The organism is Bradyrhizobium sp. AZCC 1721 (assembly GCF_036924715.1).
GTDB lineage: Bacteria > Pseudomonadota > Alphaproteobacteria > Rhizobiales > Xanthobacteraceae > Bradyrhizobium.
In genome coordinates this window covers 1,336,840-1,354,137 of record NZ_JAZHSB010000001.1, presented here as the reverse complement: position 1 = coordinate 1,354,137, position 17,298 = coordinate 1,336,840, and the positions used below count along the sequence as shown (strand labels likewise).

Annotated in this window: 25 protein-coding genes; 16 read left to right on the top strand and 9 right to left on the bottom strand. The window is 62.4% G+C overall.

The genetic code is table 11. From position 1 onward, the window contains the following. The first annotated feature begins 1 nt into the window (after position 1). From V1273_RS06585 to V1273_RS06570, 4 genes are all read left to right on the top strand, one after another. Positions 2-763 (top strand): sulfite exporter TauE/SafE family protein, encoded by a 762-nt coding sequence (locus V1273_RS06585; protein WP_334409096.1) that lies wholly within the window; start codon positions 2-4, stop codon positions 761-763. Between the two features lie 13 nt (positions 764-776). Further along, positions 777-1,025: a hypothetical protein gene (locus V1273_RS06580; protein WP_213288021.1), complete on the top strand. Its 249-nt coding sequence runs from the start codon at positions 777-779 to the stop codon at positions 1,023-1,025. 134 nt (positions 1,026-1,159) lie between these two features. After that, positions 1,160-1,867, top strand: coding sequence for a glutathione binding-like protein (locus tag V1273_RS06575; RefSeq protein ID WP_028350772.1), 708 nt, complete (start codon positions 1,160-1,162; stop codon positions 1,865-1,867). Positions 1,868-2,106: 239 nt separating this feature from the next. Beyond that, a complete protein-coding gene (locus V1273_RS06570; RefSeq protein WP_334409093.1) occupies positions 2,107-2,799 on the top strand; it encodes a glutathione S-transferase family protein in 693 nt (230 codons plus the stop codon). A gap of 45 nt (positions 2,800-2,844) precedes the next feature. Here the strand turns inward: V1273_RS06570 and V1273_RS06565 are convergent, their stop codons facing one another. Next, on the bottom strand, positions 2,845-3,693 hold the full coding sequence (locus V1273_RS06565; RefSeq protein WP_334409091.1) for a metal-dependent phosphohydrolase: 849 nt from the start codon (positions 3,691-3,693) through the stop codon (positions 2,845-2,847). Positions 3,694-4,069: 376 nt separating this feature from the next. On the opposite strand from V1273_RS06565, the gene V1273_RS06560 reads away from it, so the two are divergent. From V1273_RS06560 to V1273_RS06535, 6 genes are all read left to right on the top strand, one after another. Next, a complete protein-coding gene (locus V1273_RS06560; RefSeq protein ID WP_334366804.1) occupies positions 4,070-4,246 on the top strand; it encodes a hypothetical protein in 177 nt (58 codons plus the stop codon). Between the two features lie 277 nt (positions 4,247-4,523). Further along, complete coding sequence (locus V1273_RS06555) at positions 4,524-4,973, top strand: nuclear transport factor 2 family protein (protein ID WP_334383586.1); 450 nt, start codon at positions 4,524-4,526, stop codon at positions 4,971-4,973. A 223-nt stretch (positions 4,974-5,196) separates the two neighbouring features. Beyond that, a complete protein-coding gene (locus tag V1273_RS06550; protein ID WP_334383587.1) occupies positions 5,197-5,631 on the top strand; it encodes a nuclear transport factor 2 family protein in 435 nt (144 codons plus the stop codon). A 174-nt stretch (positions 5,632-5,805) separates the two neighbouring features. After that, the gene (locus tag V1273_RS06545; protein WP_334409089.1) at positions 5,806-6,708 is read left to right on the top strand and encodes a hypothetical protein; all 903 of its coding nucleotides are present in this window, start codon (positions 5,806-5,808) and stop codon (positions 6,706-6,708) included. Between the two features lie 183 nt (positions 6,709-6,891). Then, a complete protein-coding gene (locus V1273_RS06540) occupies positions 6,892-7,308 on the top strand; it encodes a hypothetical protein (RefSeq protein ID WP_334366800.1) in 417 nt (138 codons plus the stop codon). 156 nt (positions 7,309-7,464) lie between these two features. Next, the gene (locus V1273_RS06535) at positions 7,465-7,602 is read left to right on the top strand and encodes a hypothetical protein (RefSeq protein ID WP_156908851.1); all 138 of its coding nucleotides are present in this window, start codon (positions 7,465-7,467) and stop codon (positions 7,600-7,602) included. 42 nt (positions 7,603-7,644) lie between these two features. On the opposite strand, the gene V1273_RS06530 is transcribed toward V1273_RS06535, so the two are convergent. From V1273_RS06530 to V1273_RS06520, 3 genes are all read right to left on the bottom strand, one after another. Beyond that, complete coding sequence (locus V1273_RS06530; protein ID WP_028350761.1) at positions 7,645-7,788, bottom strand: hypothetical protein; 144 nt, start codon at positions 7,786-7,788, stop codon at positions 7,645-7,647. Between the two features lie 142 nt (positions 7,789-7,930). Then, positions 7,931-8,410: a MaoC family dehydratase gene (locus tag V1273_RS06525; RefSeq protein WP_334383589.1), complete on the bottom strand. Its 480-nt coding sequence runs from the start codon at positions 8,408-8,410 to the stop codon at positions 7,931-7,933. A gap of 2 nt (positions 8,411-8,412) precedes the next feature. Next, positions 8,413-8,874: a MaoC family dehydratase gene (locus tag V1273_RS06520; protein WP_334383590.1), complete on the bottom strand. Its 462-nt coding sequence runs from the start codon at positions 8,872-8,874 to the stop codon at positions 8,413-8,415. A gap of 202 nt (positions 8,875-9,076) precedes the next feature. On the opposite strand from V1273_RS06520, the gene V1273_RS06515 reads away from it, so the two are divergent. Beyond that, a complete protein-coding gene (locus V1273_RS06515) occupies positions 9,077-9,370 on the top strand; it encodes a DUF4282 domain-containing protein (protein WP_334383591.1) in 294 nt (97 codons plus the stop codon). A gap of 157 nt (positions 9,371-9,527) precedes the next feature. Here the strand turns inward: V1273_RS06515 and ychF are convergent, their stop codons facing one another. From ychF to V1273_RS06495, 4 genes are all read right to left on the bottom strand, one after another. Further along, positions 9,528-10,625 (bottom strand): redox-regulated ATPase YchF, encoded by a 1,098-nt coding sequence (gene ychF, locus V1273_RS06510; protein ID WP_334366797.1) that lies wholly within the window; start codon positions 10,623-10,625, stop codon positions 9,528-9,530. A gap of 39 nt (positions 10,626-10,664) precedes the next feature. Beyond that, positions 10,665-11,270 carry an aminoacyl-tRNA hydrolase gene (gene pth, locus V1273_RS06505; RefSeq protein WP_334366796.1) on the bottom strand — a complete coding sequence of 202 codons (606 nt, stop codon included), beginning with the start codon at positions 11,268-11,270 and terminating at the stop codon, positions 10,665-10,667. A gap of 21 nt (positions 11,271-11,291) precedes the next feature. Further along, positions 11,292-12,014: a 50S ribosomal protein L25/general stress protein Ctc gene (locus V1273_RS06500; RefSeq protein WP_334366795.1), complete on the bottom strand. Its 723-nt coding sequence runs from the start codon at positions 12,012-12,014 to the stop codon at positions 11,292-11,294. A gap of 363 nt (positions 12,015-12,377) precedes the next feature. Beyond that, a complete protein-coding gene (locus V1273_RS06495; RefSeq protein ID WP_065743541.1) occupies positions 12,378-12,668 on the bottom strand; it encodes an accessory factor UbiK family protein in 291 nt (96 codons plus the stop codon). 183 nt (positions 12,669-12,851) lie between these two features. On the opposite strand from V1273_RS06495, the gene V1273_RS06490 reads away from it, so the two are divergent. From V1273_RS06490 to pgeF, 4 genes are read left to right on the top strand one after another with little or no spacing between them, the layout of a single operon-like run. Then, a complete protein-coding gene (locus tag V1273_RS06490; RefSeq protein WP_334409087.1) occupies positions 12,852-13,586 on the top strand; it encodes a dienelactone hydrolase family protein in 735 nt (244 codons plus the stop codon). Positions 13,587-13,598: 12 nt separating this feature from the next. After that, complete coding sequence (gene lgt, locus V1273_RS06485) at positions 13,599-14,450, top strand: prolipoprotein diacylglyceryl transferase (protein WP_334409085.1); 852 nt, start codon at positions 13,599-13,601, stop codon at positions 14,448-14,450. Between the two features lie 8 nt (positions 14,451-14,458). Continuing rightward, positions 14,459-15,586: a class I SAM-dependent methyltransferase gene (locus tag V1273_RS06480; RefSeq protein ID WP_334409084.1), complete on the top strand. Its 1,128-nt coding sequence runs from the start codon at positions 14,459-14,461 to the stop codon at positions 15,584-15,586. Then, positions 15,583-16,350 (top strand): peptidoglycan editing factor PgeF, encoded by a 768-nt coding sequence (pgeF, locus tag V1273_RS06475; RefSeq protein WP_334409082.1) that lies wholly within the window; start codon positions 15,583-15,585, stop codon positions 16,348-16,350. The genes V1273_RS06480 and pgeF overlap by 4 nt, the downstream gene beginning before the upstream one ends. Positions 16,351-16,353: 3 nt before the next feature. On the opposite strand, the gene V1273_RS06470 is transcribed toward pgeF, so the two are convergent. Then, entirely contained in the window at positions 16,354-16,551 is a 198-nt protein-coding gene (locus V1273_RS06470; RefSeq protein ID WP_334409081.1) for a zinc-binding dehydrogenase, read from the bottom strand. Positions 16,552-16,596: 45 nt separating this feature from the next. Between V1273_RS06470 and V1273_RS06465 the strand changes: the two genes are divergently transcribed. Further along, a complete protein-coding gene (locus V1273_RS06465; protein ID WP_334409080.1) occupies positions 16,597-17,217 on the top strand; it encodes a hypothetical protein in 621 nt (206 codons plus the stop codon). Positions 17,218-17,298 lie beyond the last annotated feature (81 nt).

The following is a 17,298-nucleotide window of genomic DNA, read 5'->3' as shown; positions in this document are numbered from 1 at the left end:
GATGACGGCCCTGATGATCGCAGCGCTCGGTGCCTTGATGGTCGCGACAGCCTTCCTGTCCGGCCTGTTCGGCATGGCCGGCGGGATGATCCTGATCGGCGTGCTGTTGATGCTGATGCCGCTGCCCACCGCCATGGTGCTGCACGCGATCACGCAGATGGCGTCGAATGGCTGGCGCGCATTTCTGTGGCGGGCGCATATCCGCTGGCGGCCGGTGTTCGTCTATCTGATCGGCTGCGCGCTGGCGCTCGGCGTCTGGTCGCTGACCCGCTACGTGCCGGACAAGCCCATTGCCTTGCTGTTGCTCGGGGCCACGCCGTTCATGGCGCGGCTGATGCCGAAGAACCTCAAGCCGAACCCGGACAGCATCTGGCAGGGCTCGTTCTACGGCTTCATCTGCATGGGCCTGATGCTGATGACCGGCGTCTCCGGCCCGCTGATGGACACGTTCTTTCTCGGCGGCAATTTCGGCCGCCGCGAGGTGGTCGCCACCAAGGCAACCTGCCAGGTCGTCAGCCATCTCACCAAACTGATCTATTTCGGCGGCATCATCGACCAGGCCGCGACGCTCGATCCCGTGCTGGCCGCGGTTGCGATCGTGGCCTCGATGCTCGGCACCACACTGGCGCGGCGGATTCTTGAGGCGATGAGCGACGCGCAGTTTCGTACCTGGGCCAACCGGCTGATTACGACGGTGGCCGGCTATTACATTCTCTATGGAAGCTGGCTGTTGCTGGTTCACGGCTCGGTTGCTTCCTTCTGAAGGGAGAGGGCTGATGTCGGATGCTGCAGATCCACTGGTGCTCGACTTCGTCGAATGGGTCGCCCGCGAGCCGCGGAATTACGCAGAAGTGGTCGCGACCTGGCGGACCTCCTGTCCGCGCCTGACGATCTGGGAAGACGCGTCCGATCGCGGCTACGTCACTCGCGAAACCATCGCCGGAACCGGACTGATGGTGACCGTCACCGCATCAGGCGAAAAGCTGCTGCGCGAGCACGGCCGCATCGGCGTGCCGCAACGCTGATCCCGCGTCGCCGGCCGTCATCACATTTCCGCGCGACGCCCTTAGCCCGCATTGACTTGGGACATCGGTCCGATCAATTTCATGCATCCGCATCTTTCTTGCGATGCACGGATTTCAACCAGCAGGATCGCCCCATGATCGACCTTCACTACTGGACCACGCCGAACGGCCACAAGATCACGATGTTCCTCGAAGAGACCGGGCTGAAGTACAAAATATTTCCGGTCAACATCGGCAAAGGCGACCAGTTCAAGCCGGAGTTTCTGGCGATCGCGCCGAATAACCGCATCCCCGCGATGGTCGATCATGAACCCAAGGGCGGAGGAAAACCGATTTCGATCTTCGAGTCCGGCGCGATGCTGCTGTATCTCGCCGAGAAGACCGGAAAGTTTCTGCCGTCCGATCTCTACGGCCGCTATGACGCGATCCAGTGGACGTTCTGGCAGATGGGCAATCTCGGGCCGATGGCCGGGCAGAACCATCACTTCTCCAACTACGCCCAGGACAAGATCAAATACGCGATCGACCGCTACGTGAACGAGACCAACCGGCTCTACGGCGTGCTCAACAAGCGTCTGACCGATCGCGAGTTCATCGCGGGCGACTATTCGATCGCCGACATGGCGAGCTATCCCTGGATCGTGCCTTACAAGAACCAGAGCCAGAACATTGACGACTTCCCGCATCTGAAGCGCTGGCTGGAGACCATCCGCGCCCGCCCCGCGACCGAGCGCGCCTATGCCAAGGCGAAAGAGGTCAATCCGAACTTTGGCCAGCCCGTCAACCGCACCGAGGAGGAGCGCCGAATCCTGTTCGGGCAGACCGCGGCTGTGGTGCGGTAGGGTTCCGTTGTTCTCACCGCACCCCGCTGTCATCATCCGCGAAGGCGGATGATCCAGTAACCACGGGCGGCCGTGACTCCACTAGCGTCTCGGCGTACTGGATGCCCCGCCGGAGCCCGTCATCGGGCGGCCGTTCGGCCGACCCGGTGGCGGGGCATGACGGGAACGGGCAGACCGCACTCCGTCGTCATTGCAATGACGGTTGTTGTTTCAAACGCTGACTTCGCGCACAATATCGCATGTCCCTCAAACTCTACGAACTCGTCGGTACCGATCCATCCCGTCCGTTCAGCCCATTCTGCTGGCGAACGCGGATGGCGCTAGCGCATAAGGGGCTGTCGGCGGAGACGATTCCCTGGCGCTTCACCGAGAAAAGCGCGATCGCGCCGCATGGCTCGGAGAAGGTGCCGGTGCTGCTCGACGGCGACAGCGCGGTCGTCGATTCCTGGACCATCGCCAACTATCTCGAAGACAAGTATCCGGACCGGCCGTCGCTGTTCGGTGGCGAGGGCGGCCGCGCTATGGGACGGATGCTGAACTGGTGGGGCGATGGCGTGATCGGCGGTATATTTCCGCTCATCATCGCCGACGTCCCGCTCAACCTGAAGCCGGAGGATGCCGCCTATTTCCGCGCGTCGCGCGAGGCGCGCTTTGGCAAGAAGCTGGAAGACATCATGGCCGACCGCGACAAGGCGGTCGAAGGTTTTCGCAAAAGCCTCGATCCGCTGCGGCTGACATTGCGGACGCAGCCGTACCTCGGCGGCACGGCAGCGAACTATGCGGACTATATCGTGTTCGGCGCGTTCCAGTGGGCGCGCGTGGTCAGCCCGTTCAAGCTGCTGATGGAGGACGATCAGGTCTATGCTTGGCGCGAGCGGCTGCTCGACGCGTTCGATGGGCTCGCGCGGAATTCGCCGAGCTATCACGGCTAGCGCAGGCGGACGGCGCTCGATCCACGCGGAGCGAGCAGGCCAAGATCACGGCTGCGGGCCGGACAGGTTCATTTCGCGCTCGGCCCGGAAAACGTTGCTGTGCAGGTTTGCTATCCATTGCCGTCCACTCGATGTGACATTGAGATAGCGTATCGCCGTCTGGATTTGCGGCGCGACGTTGTTCCAATAGAACTGCGGATATTTGTAAACGACGTCTGCCGGCGTCTGGTAGCCGAGCGTTTTGTTCATGCCGACTTCTTCAAATTCGTAGAACAGGGCATTGGCTTTTTTCAGGTAGTTGGGATCGCCGAGCTGCCCGATGAGGTCGGCCGCGCGCAGCAACAGGCCCTCTTCTTCGATCAGCTCGTCGTTCGACGATGAATCAACATAGGGAAATCGCGTATACTCGATTGCCCTGGCGATCCGGCTCGCATCGACCTCGTCGGCGGTGTCGAGCCGCTCGAAGACGAACAGCTTCGAGCGGTCCACATGGTAGGCTCCCAGCGCGGCATCGGATGAACCTCGCGCCAAGCGAACAGTACGGCCGCTGAGATCTGCGACATAGGAATCCCCGTCATCTCCCTGGACGATTCCGCGCACGTATCCGATGTCGTGGGTGAGGCACGCCAGGATGAAATTGGCGTAGTCGTCTGGCGTCGTTGGCCGCAGCATCGCCCGGCCCATCAGGATATCGTGCCCGGCAAGGGTCACGAGCATGGTGTGTTCGATGTTGTGATACAGGGCGTCGCTGTTGCCGATGCATTCCAATGTGAGCCTGGCTGCATAGGGGAGAAGTTCAGCCAGCCGGGCTTGAGAGGAGCCAAACCTGCTCCTGGTATCCGAGGCCAGAAACGACCCCAAGGCTTGCGCCACCAGTTCCGGGATTGTGATCATCTGAACACCGCGTCATTTGTGCGACGTTGGCGCCGGCATAATAACACATCGGCGTTTCTTCCGGTGGCCAATGTCTGCTCGCGCCACCAGAAAGCGTGGCCCAACGTCTCCGTCCGCGGGTGCACTCAAAGCGTCCGCCGATTGGTCGTGAGCTGGGCATTCTCCGACGCCCACTCATCCGGATAACCGGCCAGGAGGCTTTGCCTCCCCTTGGGAATGATGACGTTTCCCGAGGCAAATTGCCGGGCAACGATTGCCGGAGCGTCCGCGCAATCGCCGAGGCTGTAAAATTAGTTCTATCCGATAACGATGTTAGCCGTGACGTAAAATGAAGGCGTAAGCTGATCCCCTTGGTGGGCGTTAGGGGAGACGCGTCATGACCGACCTTGAAGCCAAATTGGAGCGGTTCGAGACTCTCGCTGCCGAATGCGATTTGATCGGCAAGTTGACGTCGGATGGGGCGAAGCGCGAGCTATACCTGCGCCTCGGCTTGCATTACCGCGAACTGGCCGACGACATCCGGACGATGATCGCAACCAAAGACGCCGCTTAGCCGGCAGGACAGAAGCGGCAGCAGTATCCTGGCCTAGCGCTAATCTTATCGTGTCATAAGCCCTCAATAGTGAGGAGCGCCAACGGGTCCGCACGCAGCGCGGCCCGATGACAGGCTCCGCGCGTCTTCGCTGCGTCGTCGCATCGCGGCAGTGAACCTTTTGGAAACCACCACGTCACATACTGTAGGTTGCTTTGCTGATTGATCCCTCCGCCCTTCCCTGCCCTTCCCTTGGACTGGGCCGCAGAGCCGGATCGAACCCAGACGGGGTGGACGAATGACCGAGGAATCTCATCGTCAGCGCGTACTGGATTTCCTCAACGTCCTGTATTCCGGTGACGTCGAAGGCGCGCTGGCGCGCTGCACAGACGACATCGAGTCGCTCGCCAACGCCCCGATCGACATCCTGCCGCATATGGGCCATCGCCGCGGCAAGGCCGAAATGCGCGAGATGTGGAACGCCGTCCGCGCCCGCTATTCCGAACTGCGCTGCGAGGTGCCCATCCTGGTGGTCGAGGGCGACAAGGCGGCCGCGTTCATCCGCGTGTTCTTCCGCAAGAGCATCAACCAGCGCATGGTGCAGTTCGACATCGCCGGCTTCTACACGCTGCGCGACGGCAAGATCAGCCAGATCAGGGAAATCATCGACACCTTCGATCTGGTCCAGCAACTGCTCGAACGCGACGTCGCCGCGATCCTGACCGGTAGAAAGCCGGAGCTGATTTAGCGCCTTCGTCATTATTCAGCGCGAGCCGGTGCGCCGCCACGACCGATAATGCGGCCAAAACAGTCGCATTTGTGCATTGCAAAAACGGCAATTGCGTTCTGGCGAAACTGCTCTATTTCTGGCTGCAACAGTGAAAGTCCGGCATTTCGGCCCCGGCGTCGATGAAGACGCCCGATTGGGCGCGATTGCCGTTTTGAAATCCAGTTTTTAGGACCAAATCAAAATGACAGAGCATAGTCTCTGGCGTTTTTCGCGCGCGTTGCATCGTGCGATCAATGAACGCCAGCCCGCCGATCTCGAAACCCTGCTCGACGAGGAGGTCGACTGGGCGATCTATGGACCGATCGATATGTTTCCGTTCTTCGGCCAGCGCCGCGGCAAGGCGGCCGTGATGGAGGTGATCAGGCAGATTGCGGACAATTTCCGCGTCCACCGCTTCGACCGCGAATCGATCATGCTGGGAGTGGATACGGCCGCCTCGATGATGCGCTATTCGCTGACCGCGCTGGATTCGAACAAGCCGATCAGCCTGCGCATCGCCCATTTCGCCCAGTTCAGGGCCGGCCGCCTGACCAACTTGCGCGTGCTGGTCGACACCTTCGATCTGGTCGAGCAGACCGTGGGCTACCCGATTCACCTGCCACGGATGGCGGTGTAACTCCCAGATGCCGTCCTTGCGAGGAGCGCAAGCGACGAAGCAATCCATGCCTCGGCTTGCGGCGCTATGGATTGCTTCGCTTCGCTCGCAATGACGAAGCGCGGTCATAATTTCGCACTAAAACAAACGCATTGTTGGCGCGACTTGGAATGCGGGCGGGCAATGATTCCGAAAATGCGATTTGGCTGGGCGCGGCTGCCAATGCTGGTGGCCGGCGTAAGTTTGGCTTCGATATTGGCTGTGGCGGCACAAACGCCGCCGATCGACGACGAGGCGGAGATGCAGCAGGCTGAAGAAGCCGAGGCCGCTCCCAGCGTCAACGATGCCGACATCATGAAGGACATCGACGTCGAAAAGCTCGACTGGAGCCAGCTCAACGTCGATGCATCGACCCTGAGCTTTCAGGCGCCGAAGGGAGGCAATTCGTCGAAAGGCGCTGCCAGCGCGGATGCCTCATGGTCCGCCAATGAAAGACCGAACGGCACCTCCGCGGTATCGGTCAAGCAATCCATCTCGCCGTTCTGGGATGCGCGGATCGGCGCCGACATGACGGTCGCGCGGCAAGGCACGGTGACGACGTCCGAACTGCTCTCGGAAAAACTTGCCAATGGCGGCAGCCTGCCGCAATCGTCCGGCACCGCGTGGGCTGCGATTACCGCCCCAGGCGTTGGCTCGATTTGGGACACGACCGCGGTCGAGGCCCGGGTCGATCCCGGATCCGAGCAGAGCAAGCTCGGCACTTCCTTGAGCAAATCGCTGCCGATCAGCGAGCAATATTCGCTGACCCTGAAGAACGACTACAACCTGATCCAGCAAGGCATCGTGCCGGTGCCTGGCATCGTCGGCCATCCGGCCAGCAGCTACGAGACCGACCAGTCGGTAAAGCTCAGCATTGCCGACACCGGCACCAGCCTGATCGCCGGCCAGACGCTATCGACATCCGACGACAAGTGGCTGCGCAAGGTCGGCGCCGAGCAGAAGCTGTTCGACGGCGTCACCATCTCCGGCTCGATCGGCGAAACGCCCTCGGGTGCCGCCAACAAGAGCCTCAGCGCGGGCTTCAGGCGTAGCTGGTGAGGGCCGAAATCGTCCCAGTTTGACGCGCTTTCCGGCCTCAAGGGCACCACCCCAGAGAATGAACCATCATTGCCGCAGATTGGCCAAGATGCGGACAAAATCGGCGGGACAGATGGGACCCGCTCCACTTCGTCGTGCGGGGGACGTCCGCGCTCGCCTGAAAGCGAAACAGAGGAATAGCCGATGAACGCCACTATTCGTTCCGAACAAGCTGATCCGAACCCGGAAGTCGACGGCGATCTCGCCGCCGTATCCGAAGTCGAGGCCGGCATCCGCGATTTCGTTCGCAACGATATCGCCTATCTGCGCCGGCCCGCGGTGGGCCCGGACACCATGCCGATCGACGCCAATGCCGAAGCGACCGTCAACAACGTCAACTCGCTGATCCAGCGCGTCGCCGGCACCTCGCTGGCGGAAATCGAGAAGCTGATTTCTGAACTCGAAAGCCTCCGCGACCTGCTCCATGCCGAAGGCCAGCGCGTCCAGCGCGAGATCTCCGGCTATGCGCAGCTCAGCCAGGCGGCGATGAAGTCGACGCGCATGATTGCCGACAACGTCACGCAGTGGAAGCGCGCCGCCGACGGCCTGCGCAACGCCTAATCTGATCGTTGCAAAAATCTGACACTCCGCCGCGTTCCGTACCGGAGCGCGGCGGTTTTGTTTGGCTGTGTTCGATCTGAACTTTATAAGCACGGTCGCGTCCAAGGACGGATGTCGTCACTTGGCGGCAGGCACCTTTTTGGGGACACACCGGCGATGCAAAACGTTCAGCCAGACAACATGGATTCCATGCCGTTGCGGCAATCGTCGCATAGCATGGGCACGCTCGTGATCCGCTTCGTCGGATTGCTGACGCTTGCGGTCGTGGCAATGACGTTGATCTGGAGCCGCTGAATCTTTTTTGAGATTCGGCGTCTATGCTTGCTCGATCCGCAACTACTGGCGGACGAACGCGGTGTCCTCGATCGTGTAAACGCCGTCGGCATAGGATTTCACCACCATCGTGGCGGTGAGCATCACCGCCATCGTGACGGTTGCGAAGACAAAGCCGACGAATTTCAGGCCGTTGCGATCTGCCATTTTCATCCCCTCGGTACTTCCCCTGAGACGCATTTGGCAGGCAGAAAGTTCAAAATGCGTTAGCAAAAAAACGGTTTCGTGGAGTCGTGGATTACGAAGCACTAACGAAACAATTGGCTAACCATGTTTCGCCGGACTACAATTAACCTGCATTCCGTCGCGGCACGAACGCGGTGGCGAGGAACGAGAACACGACTTCGTCGCGCTGGTTGGTGCCGGTATTGCGGGCTTGCAGTATGCCCCATTCGGGACGCTTCTCCGAGGTCCGCTTGGTTTCGACCTGGTTGGAAAAGCTGACGGTATCGCCCGCCAACACTGGCCTGACCCAGCGCAATTCACGAAAACCCGGCGACGGCCCCCACACCGCGACCTTCTCACCGCGTGCGGCGGCCTCGGCCGTCAATCGCTTGCCGTCGGCGACCAAGAGCTTCATGCACACCGCCGCAACGTGCCAGCCCGATGCGGCCAGCCCCCCGAACAGGGATTTGCGCCCCTCTTCCTCATCGAGGTGAAAGCGCTGCGGATCGAACTGCGCGGCAAACCGCTTGATGTCTTCGGCTGTGAAGGTGAACGAGCCAAACTCGCGCTGCGCGCCGATCTCGATGTCCTCGAAGAAACGCATCGCTACTCCGCTCCTGCTTCAAGGCGCCGGCGCACGATCATCGGGGACTCCATCTCGCACAGTACGACCCCGGCCGCGTTGCGGATCGTACTCTTGAGGGTCACGATACCGGTCTCGGGTCGGCTTTTCGAAATCCTGGCCTCCGCGACGCTGACATCCAGCGTCAGGTCATCGCCCGGGCGCAGCGGCGACAGCCAGCGCATTTCGTTGACACCGGGCGAGCCGAGCGAGGCAGTGCGGCCGATAAACCCGTCGAACAGCATCCGCATCACGAGAGAGCCGAGATGCCAGCCCGAACCGGACAGCCCCTTGAGCATCGACGCGTTGGCGGCGACCTCGTCCAGATGCATCGGCTGCGGGTCGAATTCGGCGGCGAACGCCAAAATCTCCTCGCGCGTGACGTGGCGCGGTCCGAACGTGCCGAAATGGCCGGGCGTGAAGTCTTCGAAGGTCAGCGTTGTCATCGATTGAGGATTTGGATTGAGGATTGCGGCGGGGAAGCCCGATTGTGGCCGTTATTTACGGCAATCTCAACCCGCCCACCCGCATGGCTCGTTCGCCACGGGCGAGTACCGTTGCCGGCGCTCGCCCGGCTTGCCCGAAGCAGTTTTCGAGGCTAGCCCTGTGTCATCTGGGATCAGGCTTTGAGTCGCCGGAGAACCATCGATGCTCGATTTTCAGGATCTATTTCAGTGGGATCGGTTCATCACGCCCACGATTATCAAGACTTTCTACTGGCTGGTTATCGGCTTGATCATACTGTTCGGTATCGCCGGCATTTTGTCGAGCTTGTCCGTCATGGCAATCAGTCCCTTCTACGGATTTGTCCTACTGTTGGCCTCGATCGCCGGCGTCGTGGTCGGCGTGGTGTTTTCGCGCATCGCCGCCGAATTCATCCTGATCGTCTTCCGCATCAACGAGCATCTCGGCGCGATCCGCGACCAGGGCGGGATGCGGTAAGTTCGTGTCCCGGACGCGGTGCAGCGTGTAACGCTGCTCCGCAGAGCCGGGACCCACGCCGGCATAGGCCCCGGCTCAGCAGCGCACCGCCATAGCGTGTCGAAGACGCGCGTAACGCGCTTATGGCGCTGCGCTGCGTCCGGGGCACGCCCACCTCTCACGTATTAAACCTGAAATGCATCACGTCGCCGTCGGCGACGACATATTCCTTGCCTTCCAGCCTGAGCTTGCCGGCGTCGCGGGCGCCGGCTTCGCCGTTCAGCGCGACGTAATCGGCATAGGCGATGGTCTCGGCCCGGATAAAGCCCTTTTCGAAATCGGTATGGATCACGCCGGCCGCCGCCGGCGCCTTGGTGCCGCGGTGGATGGTCCAGGCGCGGGCTTCCTTCGGACCGACGGTGAAATAGGTGATGAGATCGAGCAACTGGTAGCCGGCGCGGATCAGGCGGTCGAGGCCGGCCTCTTCCAGGCCGAGCGTCTCGAGGAAATCGGCGCGCTCCTCGCGTGACAGGGTCGCGATCTCGGATTCGATCTTGGCCGAAATCACTACGGCGACCGCGCCTTCCTTCTTGGCGTGCTCGAACACCTGTTTTGAGAAGCTGTTGCCTTCCTTGGCCGAACCTTCCTCGACGTTGCAGACATAGAGCACCGGCTTCGACGTCAAGAGGCCGAGCATGCCGAAGGCGCGCTCTTCCTCCGGCTTGCGCTCCAGTGCCCGAGCCGGTTTGCCCTCGCGCAGCAGCACCAGGGCGCGGTTAACGAGGTCGAGCGCTTCCTTGGCGTCCTTGTCGTTGCCCTTGGCCTTTTTCGTCAGATTGTCGACCCGCTTCTCCAGGCTGTCGAGGTCGGCGAGCATCAGTTCGGTCTCGATGGTCTCGATGTCGGCCAACGGCGCGATCTTGCCTTCGACATGGGTGATGTCGGAATCCTCAAAACACCGCACCACATGCGCGACCGCGTCGACCTCGCGGATGGTGGCGAGGAACTGGTTGCCGAGGCCCTCGCCCTTCGAGGCGCCGCGCACGAGCCCTGCGATATCGACGAAGGTCAGCCGCGTCGGGATGATTTGCGCCGAGCCTGCGATCGCCGACAGCTTGTCGAGCCTGGGATCAGGCACGGCGACTTCGCCGACATTCGGCTCGATGGTGCAGAACGGATAATTCGCCGCCTGCGCCGCTGCCGTCTCGGTCAGCGCGTTGAACAGCGTCGACTTGCCGACATTGGGCAGCCCAACGATACCGCATTTGAATCCCATAACTTGTCCTGAAGTTCGTTGCTGACGGTCGACGACGCGTCACGCCGCGCCATCATCACCCTTGTCGAAAATTCCCTTGGCTTGCAGCGCCAGATGCACCTTGTTCTGGAACGAGGAGTCGTGCCCTGCCGCCAGCAAGCCGGCATTCTCGGCCACCGCCGCGCACAGGGCTTCCACCCAGGCGCGGTCGCTCTTGGCGAAATCCGAGAGCACGTGGCCGTGCACCAGCTCCTTGATGCCGGGATGGCCGATCCCTAGCCGCACCCGGCGATATTCGTTGCCGATATGCGAGGAGATCGAGCGCAGCCCGTTGTGGCCGGCGATACCGCCGCCGACCTTGACGCGGACTTTCGCCGGCGGCAGTTCGAGTTCGTCCTGAAACACGGTGATGTCGGAGGCGCCGAGCTTGAAAAAGTTCGCGGCTTCCTGAACCGCGCGCCCGGACTCGTTCATGTAGGTGGTCGGCCGAAGCAGAACGACCTTCTCGCGATCCAGCGTGCCTTCGGATGTCTCGCCCTGAAAGCGGCGGCGCCACGGTGCGAAACCGTGACGCCGCGCAATTTCATCGACGGCCATGAACCCGATGTTGTGCCGGTTGTTCGCGTATTTCGAACCGGGGTTACCTAGGCCAACAAACAGGCGCATGACGCGGCATCCTGCCGCTGCTTACTTCTTCTTGTCGCCACCAGCCGGCGCCTTCGCGCCAGCCGCCGGAGCGGCAGCTCCCGCCGCAGGCGCGGCAGCAGCAGCCGGAGCGGCACCCGCCGCCGGAGCGGCCGTGCCTGCCGCCGCGGCAGCCGCCGCAGCCTTCTGCTCTTCGGCGTAGCCGGACGGCGGCACGATGGTCACGAGCGTTGCGTCTTCGCGCGACAGCGACTTCACGCCCGTCGGGAGCTTGATGTCGGACAGATGCAGCGAGTAGCTGATTTCCAGCGCGCCGGCATCGGCCTCGATATACTGCGGGATGTTGTCGACCGAGCATTCGAGCTCGATGGTGTGGGTGACGACGTTGATGGTGCCGCCGCGCTTGACGCCGGGCGAAGTTTCGCCGTTCACGACATGCAGGGGCACGCTGACGCGGATGGTTGCGCCTTCGCCGAGACGCAGGAAGTCGACATGGAGCGGGAAGTCCTTCACCGGATCGAGGTGGAAGTCGCGCGGAATCACACGGTGCTTCTTACCTTCGAGGTCGATGTCGAACAGCGTGGTCAGGAAGCGGCCGGCCAGGATGCGCTGGCGCAGTTCCTTGTCGTCGACCGAGATGGTCACGGGGGGCTGGTTGTTGCCGTAGATCACTCCGGGCACTCTCCCGGCGCGACGCTCTGCCCGGGCGGCCCCCTTGCCGCTCTGCGGACGCGCGGTCGCCTTCAATTCCTTGACGGTCGCCATCGTGTTAAGTCCTTGTTTTCTAAAAAGTTAAAGGCCGCATCGCGGCCCGTTGGCGTCCCACAGCAAGCCTCCAGGGGTGCGGGGGCTGCGGACGTGGCCGGCTTTTAGCCCCAAAGGGGCGAAATGACAAGGAAATGAAGGGATTTTTCTTAGGTTTGCACCCTCCCCTGGAGGGGTCCGGACGAGCGAAGCTCGCTCGGGGGTCGACGCGAAGCGGCGGGGTGGGGTGACGGTCCATCCCCTCGATCAGTGCCCGAGTGGAGAGATCACCCCACCCCGTCTCACATTTCGCTACGCTCCATGTGAGCCGACCCACGAGCGAGCTTCGCTCGTCTCGGACCCCTCCAGGGGAGGGTAACAACCCTACCCGTCCGCCATGCTGCCGGCATCCGGCGTGGCCGGCGCAATGCCGAGCTTGGCTTCCAGAACAGCAATCCGGCTCTTCAGCGCCTCGTTCTCCTCACGCGCCAGGCGGGCCATGTCCTTGACCACGTCGAACTCCTCGCGCTTGACGACATCAAGATCGCGCAGGATGCGCTCGGCCTGGTTGCGCATGACCGTATCGACCTCGCGCTTGACACCCTGGGCGGCGCCGGCGGCGTCATTCATCAAACGGCCGATCTCGTCGAAAAACCGATTGCTGGTCTGGGTCATCTGAAACGCTCCGGTCGCTGCAAATTGATCGTCACGACAAGACAATGGCAATCCCAAGGGAAACGTTCAAGAGCGCGGTTCAACGCCAACGTGACGGCCGTTTGCCTTGTCATGCTGCAGTTTCCTTGCAATCGTATCGAACAGCCAGCCAGACACCAGAATCACAACGCAAAAGCAACGCCCATGATCGACCAGCAGATCGATATTGCGACCAAGGACGGCAAGACCACGACCTTCATCACCCATCCTGAGCGCGGCGGCCCCTTCCCGGTCATCATCTTCTACATGGACGCACCGGCGATCCGCGAGGAACTGCGCGACATGGCGCGGCGGCTCGGCACGTCGGGCTATTACGTGATGCTGCCCAACCTGTATTACCGCTCCGGCGTCATGGAGCTGGGGCCGATACCGCCTGATCCGGAAGCGCCCGAGCGCAAGCGGATGTCCGGCTTCATGAACTCCATCAACATCGCGATGGTGATGGAGGACACCAAGGCTCTGCTCGCCTACGCAGAGACGCAACCTGCCGCAGATACGAAGATCGTCGGCACCGTCGGCTACTGCATGAGCGGCCGCTACGCGGTCAATGCGGCAACGCATTTTCCGGATCGGGTGAAGGCGGCGGCTTCGATCTACGGCACCCATCTCGCGACCGACCAGCCCGACAGCCCGCATCTGGCTGCATCGAAGACCAAGGCTGAACTCTATTTCGCCTGCGCCGAGACCGACATCTACGCGCCGCAGGAGATCATCGACAAGGTGAAGCAGGCAATGGAAGGCACGAACAACGAGGTCGAGATCTATCCCGGGACTCATCACGGCTTCGCTTTCCCGAAGCGGCCGGTCTATCACCGCGATGCTGCCGAGCGGCACTGGGAGCGTCTGCTGGCGCTCTATCGCCGCAACCTCGCGCAATAGACCTCCCGCCCGATGCCCTTTCTCACCATAACCTTCCCGGCAATCGATCCCGTCGCCATCTCGATCGGACCGTTCGCGATCCGATGGTATGCGCTGGCCTATATCTGCGGCATCGTGCTCGGATGGATCTATGCGCGCGCGCTGATCAGGAAAGAGAAATTATGGGGCGGGCCGGCGCCGATCGCACCCGTGCAGCTCGACGACTTCATTCTCTGGGTTACGATCGGCATCATCGTCGGCGGCCGCACCGGCTACGTGCTGTTCTACAACCCGGCCATCTTCATCCAGAACCCCATCGCCATTTTCAAACTCTGGGAAGGTGGCATGTCCTTCCATGGCGGCTTTCTCGGCTGCGTCGCCGCGGTGATGCTGTTTGCGCGCACGAACAATATCTCCATCCTGTCGCTTGGCGACATCACGACCGCCGTCGCCCCGATCGGAATATTCCTCGGGCGCCTTGCCAATTTCATCAAGGGCGAATTGTGGGGACGGCCGGCGGATTCCGGCGTGCCCTGGGCCATGGTGTTCCCCGACGGCGGGCCGCTGCCGCGGCATCCGAGCCAGCTCTATGAAGCCGGATTGGAGGGCATCCTGCTGTTCGTCATCCTGGCGGCGATGATCCGGATGGGCGCGTTGAAACGGCCGGGCCTGATCCTCGGCAGCTTCATTGCGATCTATGGTCTTGCGCGCATTACCAGCGAATTCTTCCGCGAGCCCGATCCTCAGCTCGGATTTTTGTGGAATCCCCAGCTCGGGCTGACCATGGGTATGCTGCTGTCGGTACCGATGATCATTGCCGGAGCCATCCTGATCATGATGGCATGGCGCCGCGAGACGCCGCAGCATATAGAGAAGTCGACTTAAGGCAGGCCGTGACCGAATTTTCGCCGTTACAGTCGGAGATCCACAAGCTGATCAGATCGTCAGGCCCGATGCCGGTCTGGCGGTACATGGAGCTGTGCCTGATGCATCCCGAGCACGGCTACTACGTGTCGCGCGATCCATTGGGCCGTGAGGGCGATTTCACCACCGCGCCCGAGGTCAGCCAGATGTTCGGCGAACTGCTCGGGCTATGGACGGCGTCGGTCTGGAAGGCGATCGGCTCGCCGCCGACGCTGCGGCTGGTCGAGCTCGGCCCCGGCCGCGGCACCATGATGGCGGACGCGCTCCGCGCGGTTCGCGTGCTGCCGCCGCTCTATCAATCGATCCAGATCCATCTCGTCGAGATCAATCCGGTGCTGCGCGAGAAGCAGCAGGCAACGCTATCCGGCGCGCGCAACATCACCTGGCATGACAGCATCGACGACGTGCCCGAGGGCCCCGCGGTCATCCTCGCCAACGAATATTTCGACGTGCTGCCGATCCATCAGGTGGTCAAGCGCGAAACCGGCTGGCACGAGCGCGTCGTCGAGCTCGATGCCAATGGCAAGCTGGTATTCGCCGCCGCGGATGACCCGATCCCGCGCTTCGAGGTGTTGCTGCCGCCGCTGGTGCGCGCGGCCCCGATCGGCGCCGTGTTCGAGTGGCGGCCGGATAGCGAGATGATGAAGATCGCGGCGCGGGTGCGCGACCAGGACGGCGCGGCGCTGATCATCGATTACGGCCATCTGCGCAGCGACGCCGGCGATACTTTCCAGGCTATCGCCCGGCACAGTTTTGCCGATCCCCTGAAAAATCCCGGCCAGGCCGACGTCACCGCCCATGTCGATTTCCAGGCGCTGGCGCGCGCCGCGGAAGACGTCGGCGCGCGCGTTCACGGCCCGGTGACGCAGGGCGAATTCCTCAAGCGGCTCGGCATCGAGACCCGGGCGGTCACGCTGATGGGAAAAGCCACGGCGGAAGTTTCCGCCGATATTTCCGCCGCGCTCAAGCGTCTGACCGACTCTGGCCGCGGCGGCATGGGATCGATGTTCAAGGTGCTTGCGGTGACCGAACCAAATCTCACCTCGGTCGCAGGCCTCAGCGACGAACCGCCGGCACCGGGAGACGAAAAAGCATGACGTTCGGATCGTCGCTGCTCGCAGCCATTCCCGGGCTGCGCCACGCGTTCTTCACCCGCGAGGGCGGAGTATCCGGTGGAATTTACGAAGGACTCAATGGCGGCCTCGGCTCCAATGACGATCCGGCCAATGTGGCGGAAAATCGCCGCCGGATGGCCGAGCAGATGGGCGTTGCGCCCGAGCACTTGCTCAGCGTGCACCAAATCCACTCGCCCGACGCCGTGGTGGCGACCGGACCATGGCAGGGCGACAAGCCGCGCGCCGACGCGCTCGTCACCCGCACCGAAGGCATCGCCATCAGCGTCACTGCCGCGGATTGCGGGCCGATCCTGTTCGCCGATCCGGCCGCCCGCGTGATCGGCGCAGCACACGCCGGCTGGAAGGGCGCGCTGACCGGCGTCCTGGAATCCACGATCGACACAATGGAAAAGCTCGGCGCCGACCGCTCCGGCATCGTCGCCGCCATCGGCCCGCTGATCCGCCAGCACTCCTACGAGGTCGGCAGCGAATTCGTCGAACGTTTCCTGGATGCCGACGCGGAGAATGCAATGTTCTTCATTCCCTCGGTTCGATCAGGACATTCGATGTTCGACCTCGCCGGCTTCATCCGCATGCGGCTGGAACATGCCGGCATCCTGATGATCGACGACCTCGGCGTCGACACCTATTCCGACGAGCGCTTCTACAGCTACCGCCGCTCGGTGCACCGGAAGGAGCCGGACTACGGCCGCCACGTGCACGCGATCGCGCTGGCGAACGAGTAATTCCTACTTCACCCGCAGCACCACCTTTCCCCGCGCCCGGCCGGCTTCCAGGTAGGTGAGCGCCGCCGGCAATTGCGCGAAGGCAAATTCGCGATCGAGGACAAAGGCTCGCATGGATGATCCTGCGAAGTTGAAGAATTCTGGCAACAAGAAGGAGAGACGGGGCGAGCCGAACGCAATCTTTTTGGCGAGCTTATCCACGCGCTGCCCTAGACCTTAACACATTTTAACGATATCGCAGGGGCAATGAGGAACACCTTGATTGCTTCGTGCCTGCAAACTCCGCGCGCCTTGATGGCCGCGGCGCTGCTTGTCGCTTCTTGCGCGCTCGGTGGCTGTGCCGGCGGCGGCGCGGCCAGCGGCTCGTATGCGATGGCACCGAGCGCGGGCGGCGGTCCCACCGTGGCGTTCGAATCGATCGACGGTCCGCCGCCGCAGGTGTTCGACCGGATGGTCAGCGTGCTCGACAGCGAATCGAAGCTCCGAAACCTGTCGATCGTCTCGCGTGAGGGCGGAGCATCCTACCGCGTGCGCAGCTATCTCTCGGCGCAAGTGGTTCGCGGCAAGACCGTGATCGCCTGGGTCTGGGACGTCTATGACAACAACCAGCAGCGCGCGCTGCGGCTTTCCGGCGAAGAGCCCGCCGGCAAGGCTGGCCGCGACGCCTGGGCGGCGGCCGATGATCTCGTGTTGCGGAAAATCGCGCAGGCCGGCCTCAGCGGTCTGTCCGGCATGGTCAGCGGAAGCCCGGATGCAGCGCCTGCGCCGGCCCCGGAGCGCCGCGGTCCCGCGGTCGCGAGTGCCGAAGAAACGGTACCCGCCCAGGATGCGGCCGGCGTCAGGGCGCTCAGCTTCAGTGCCCAATAAACAGCCCTGTAAAGTCCGGTATCGGCCGATTTTTGACCGGGAAAACGACATCAATGGGTTGCCAGCCGAGCCACCCGCCTG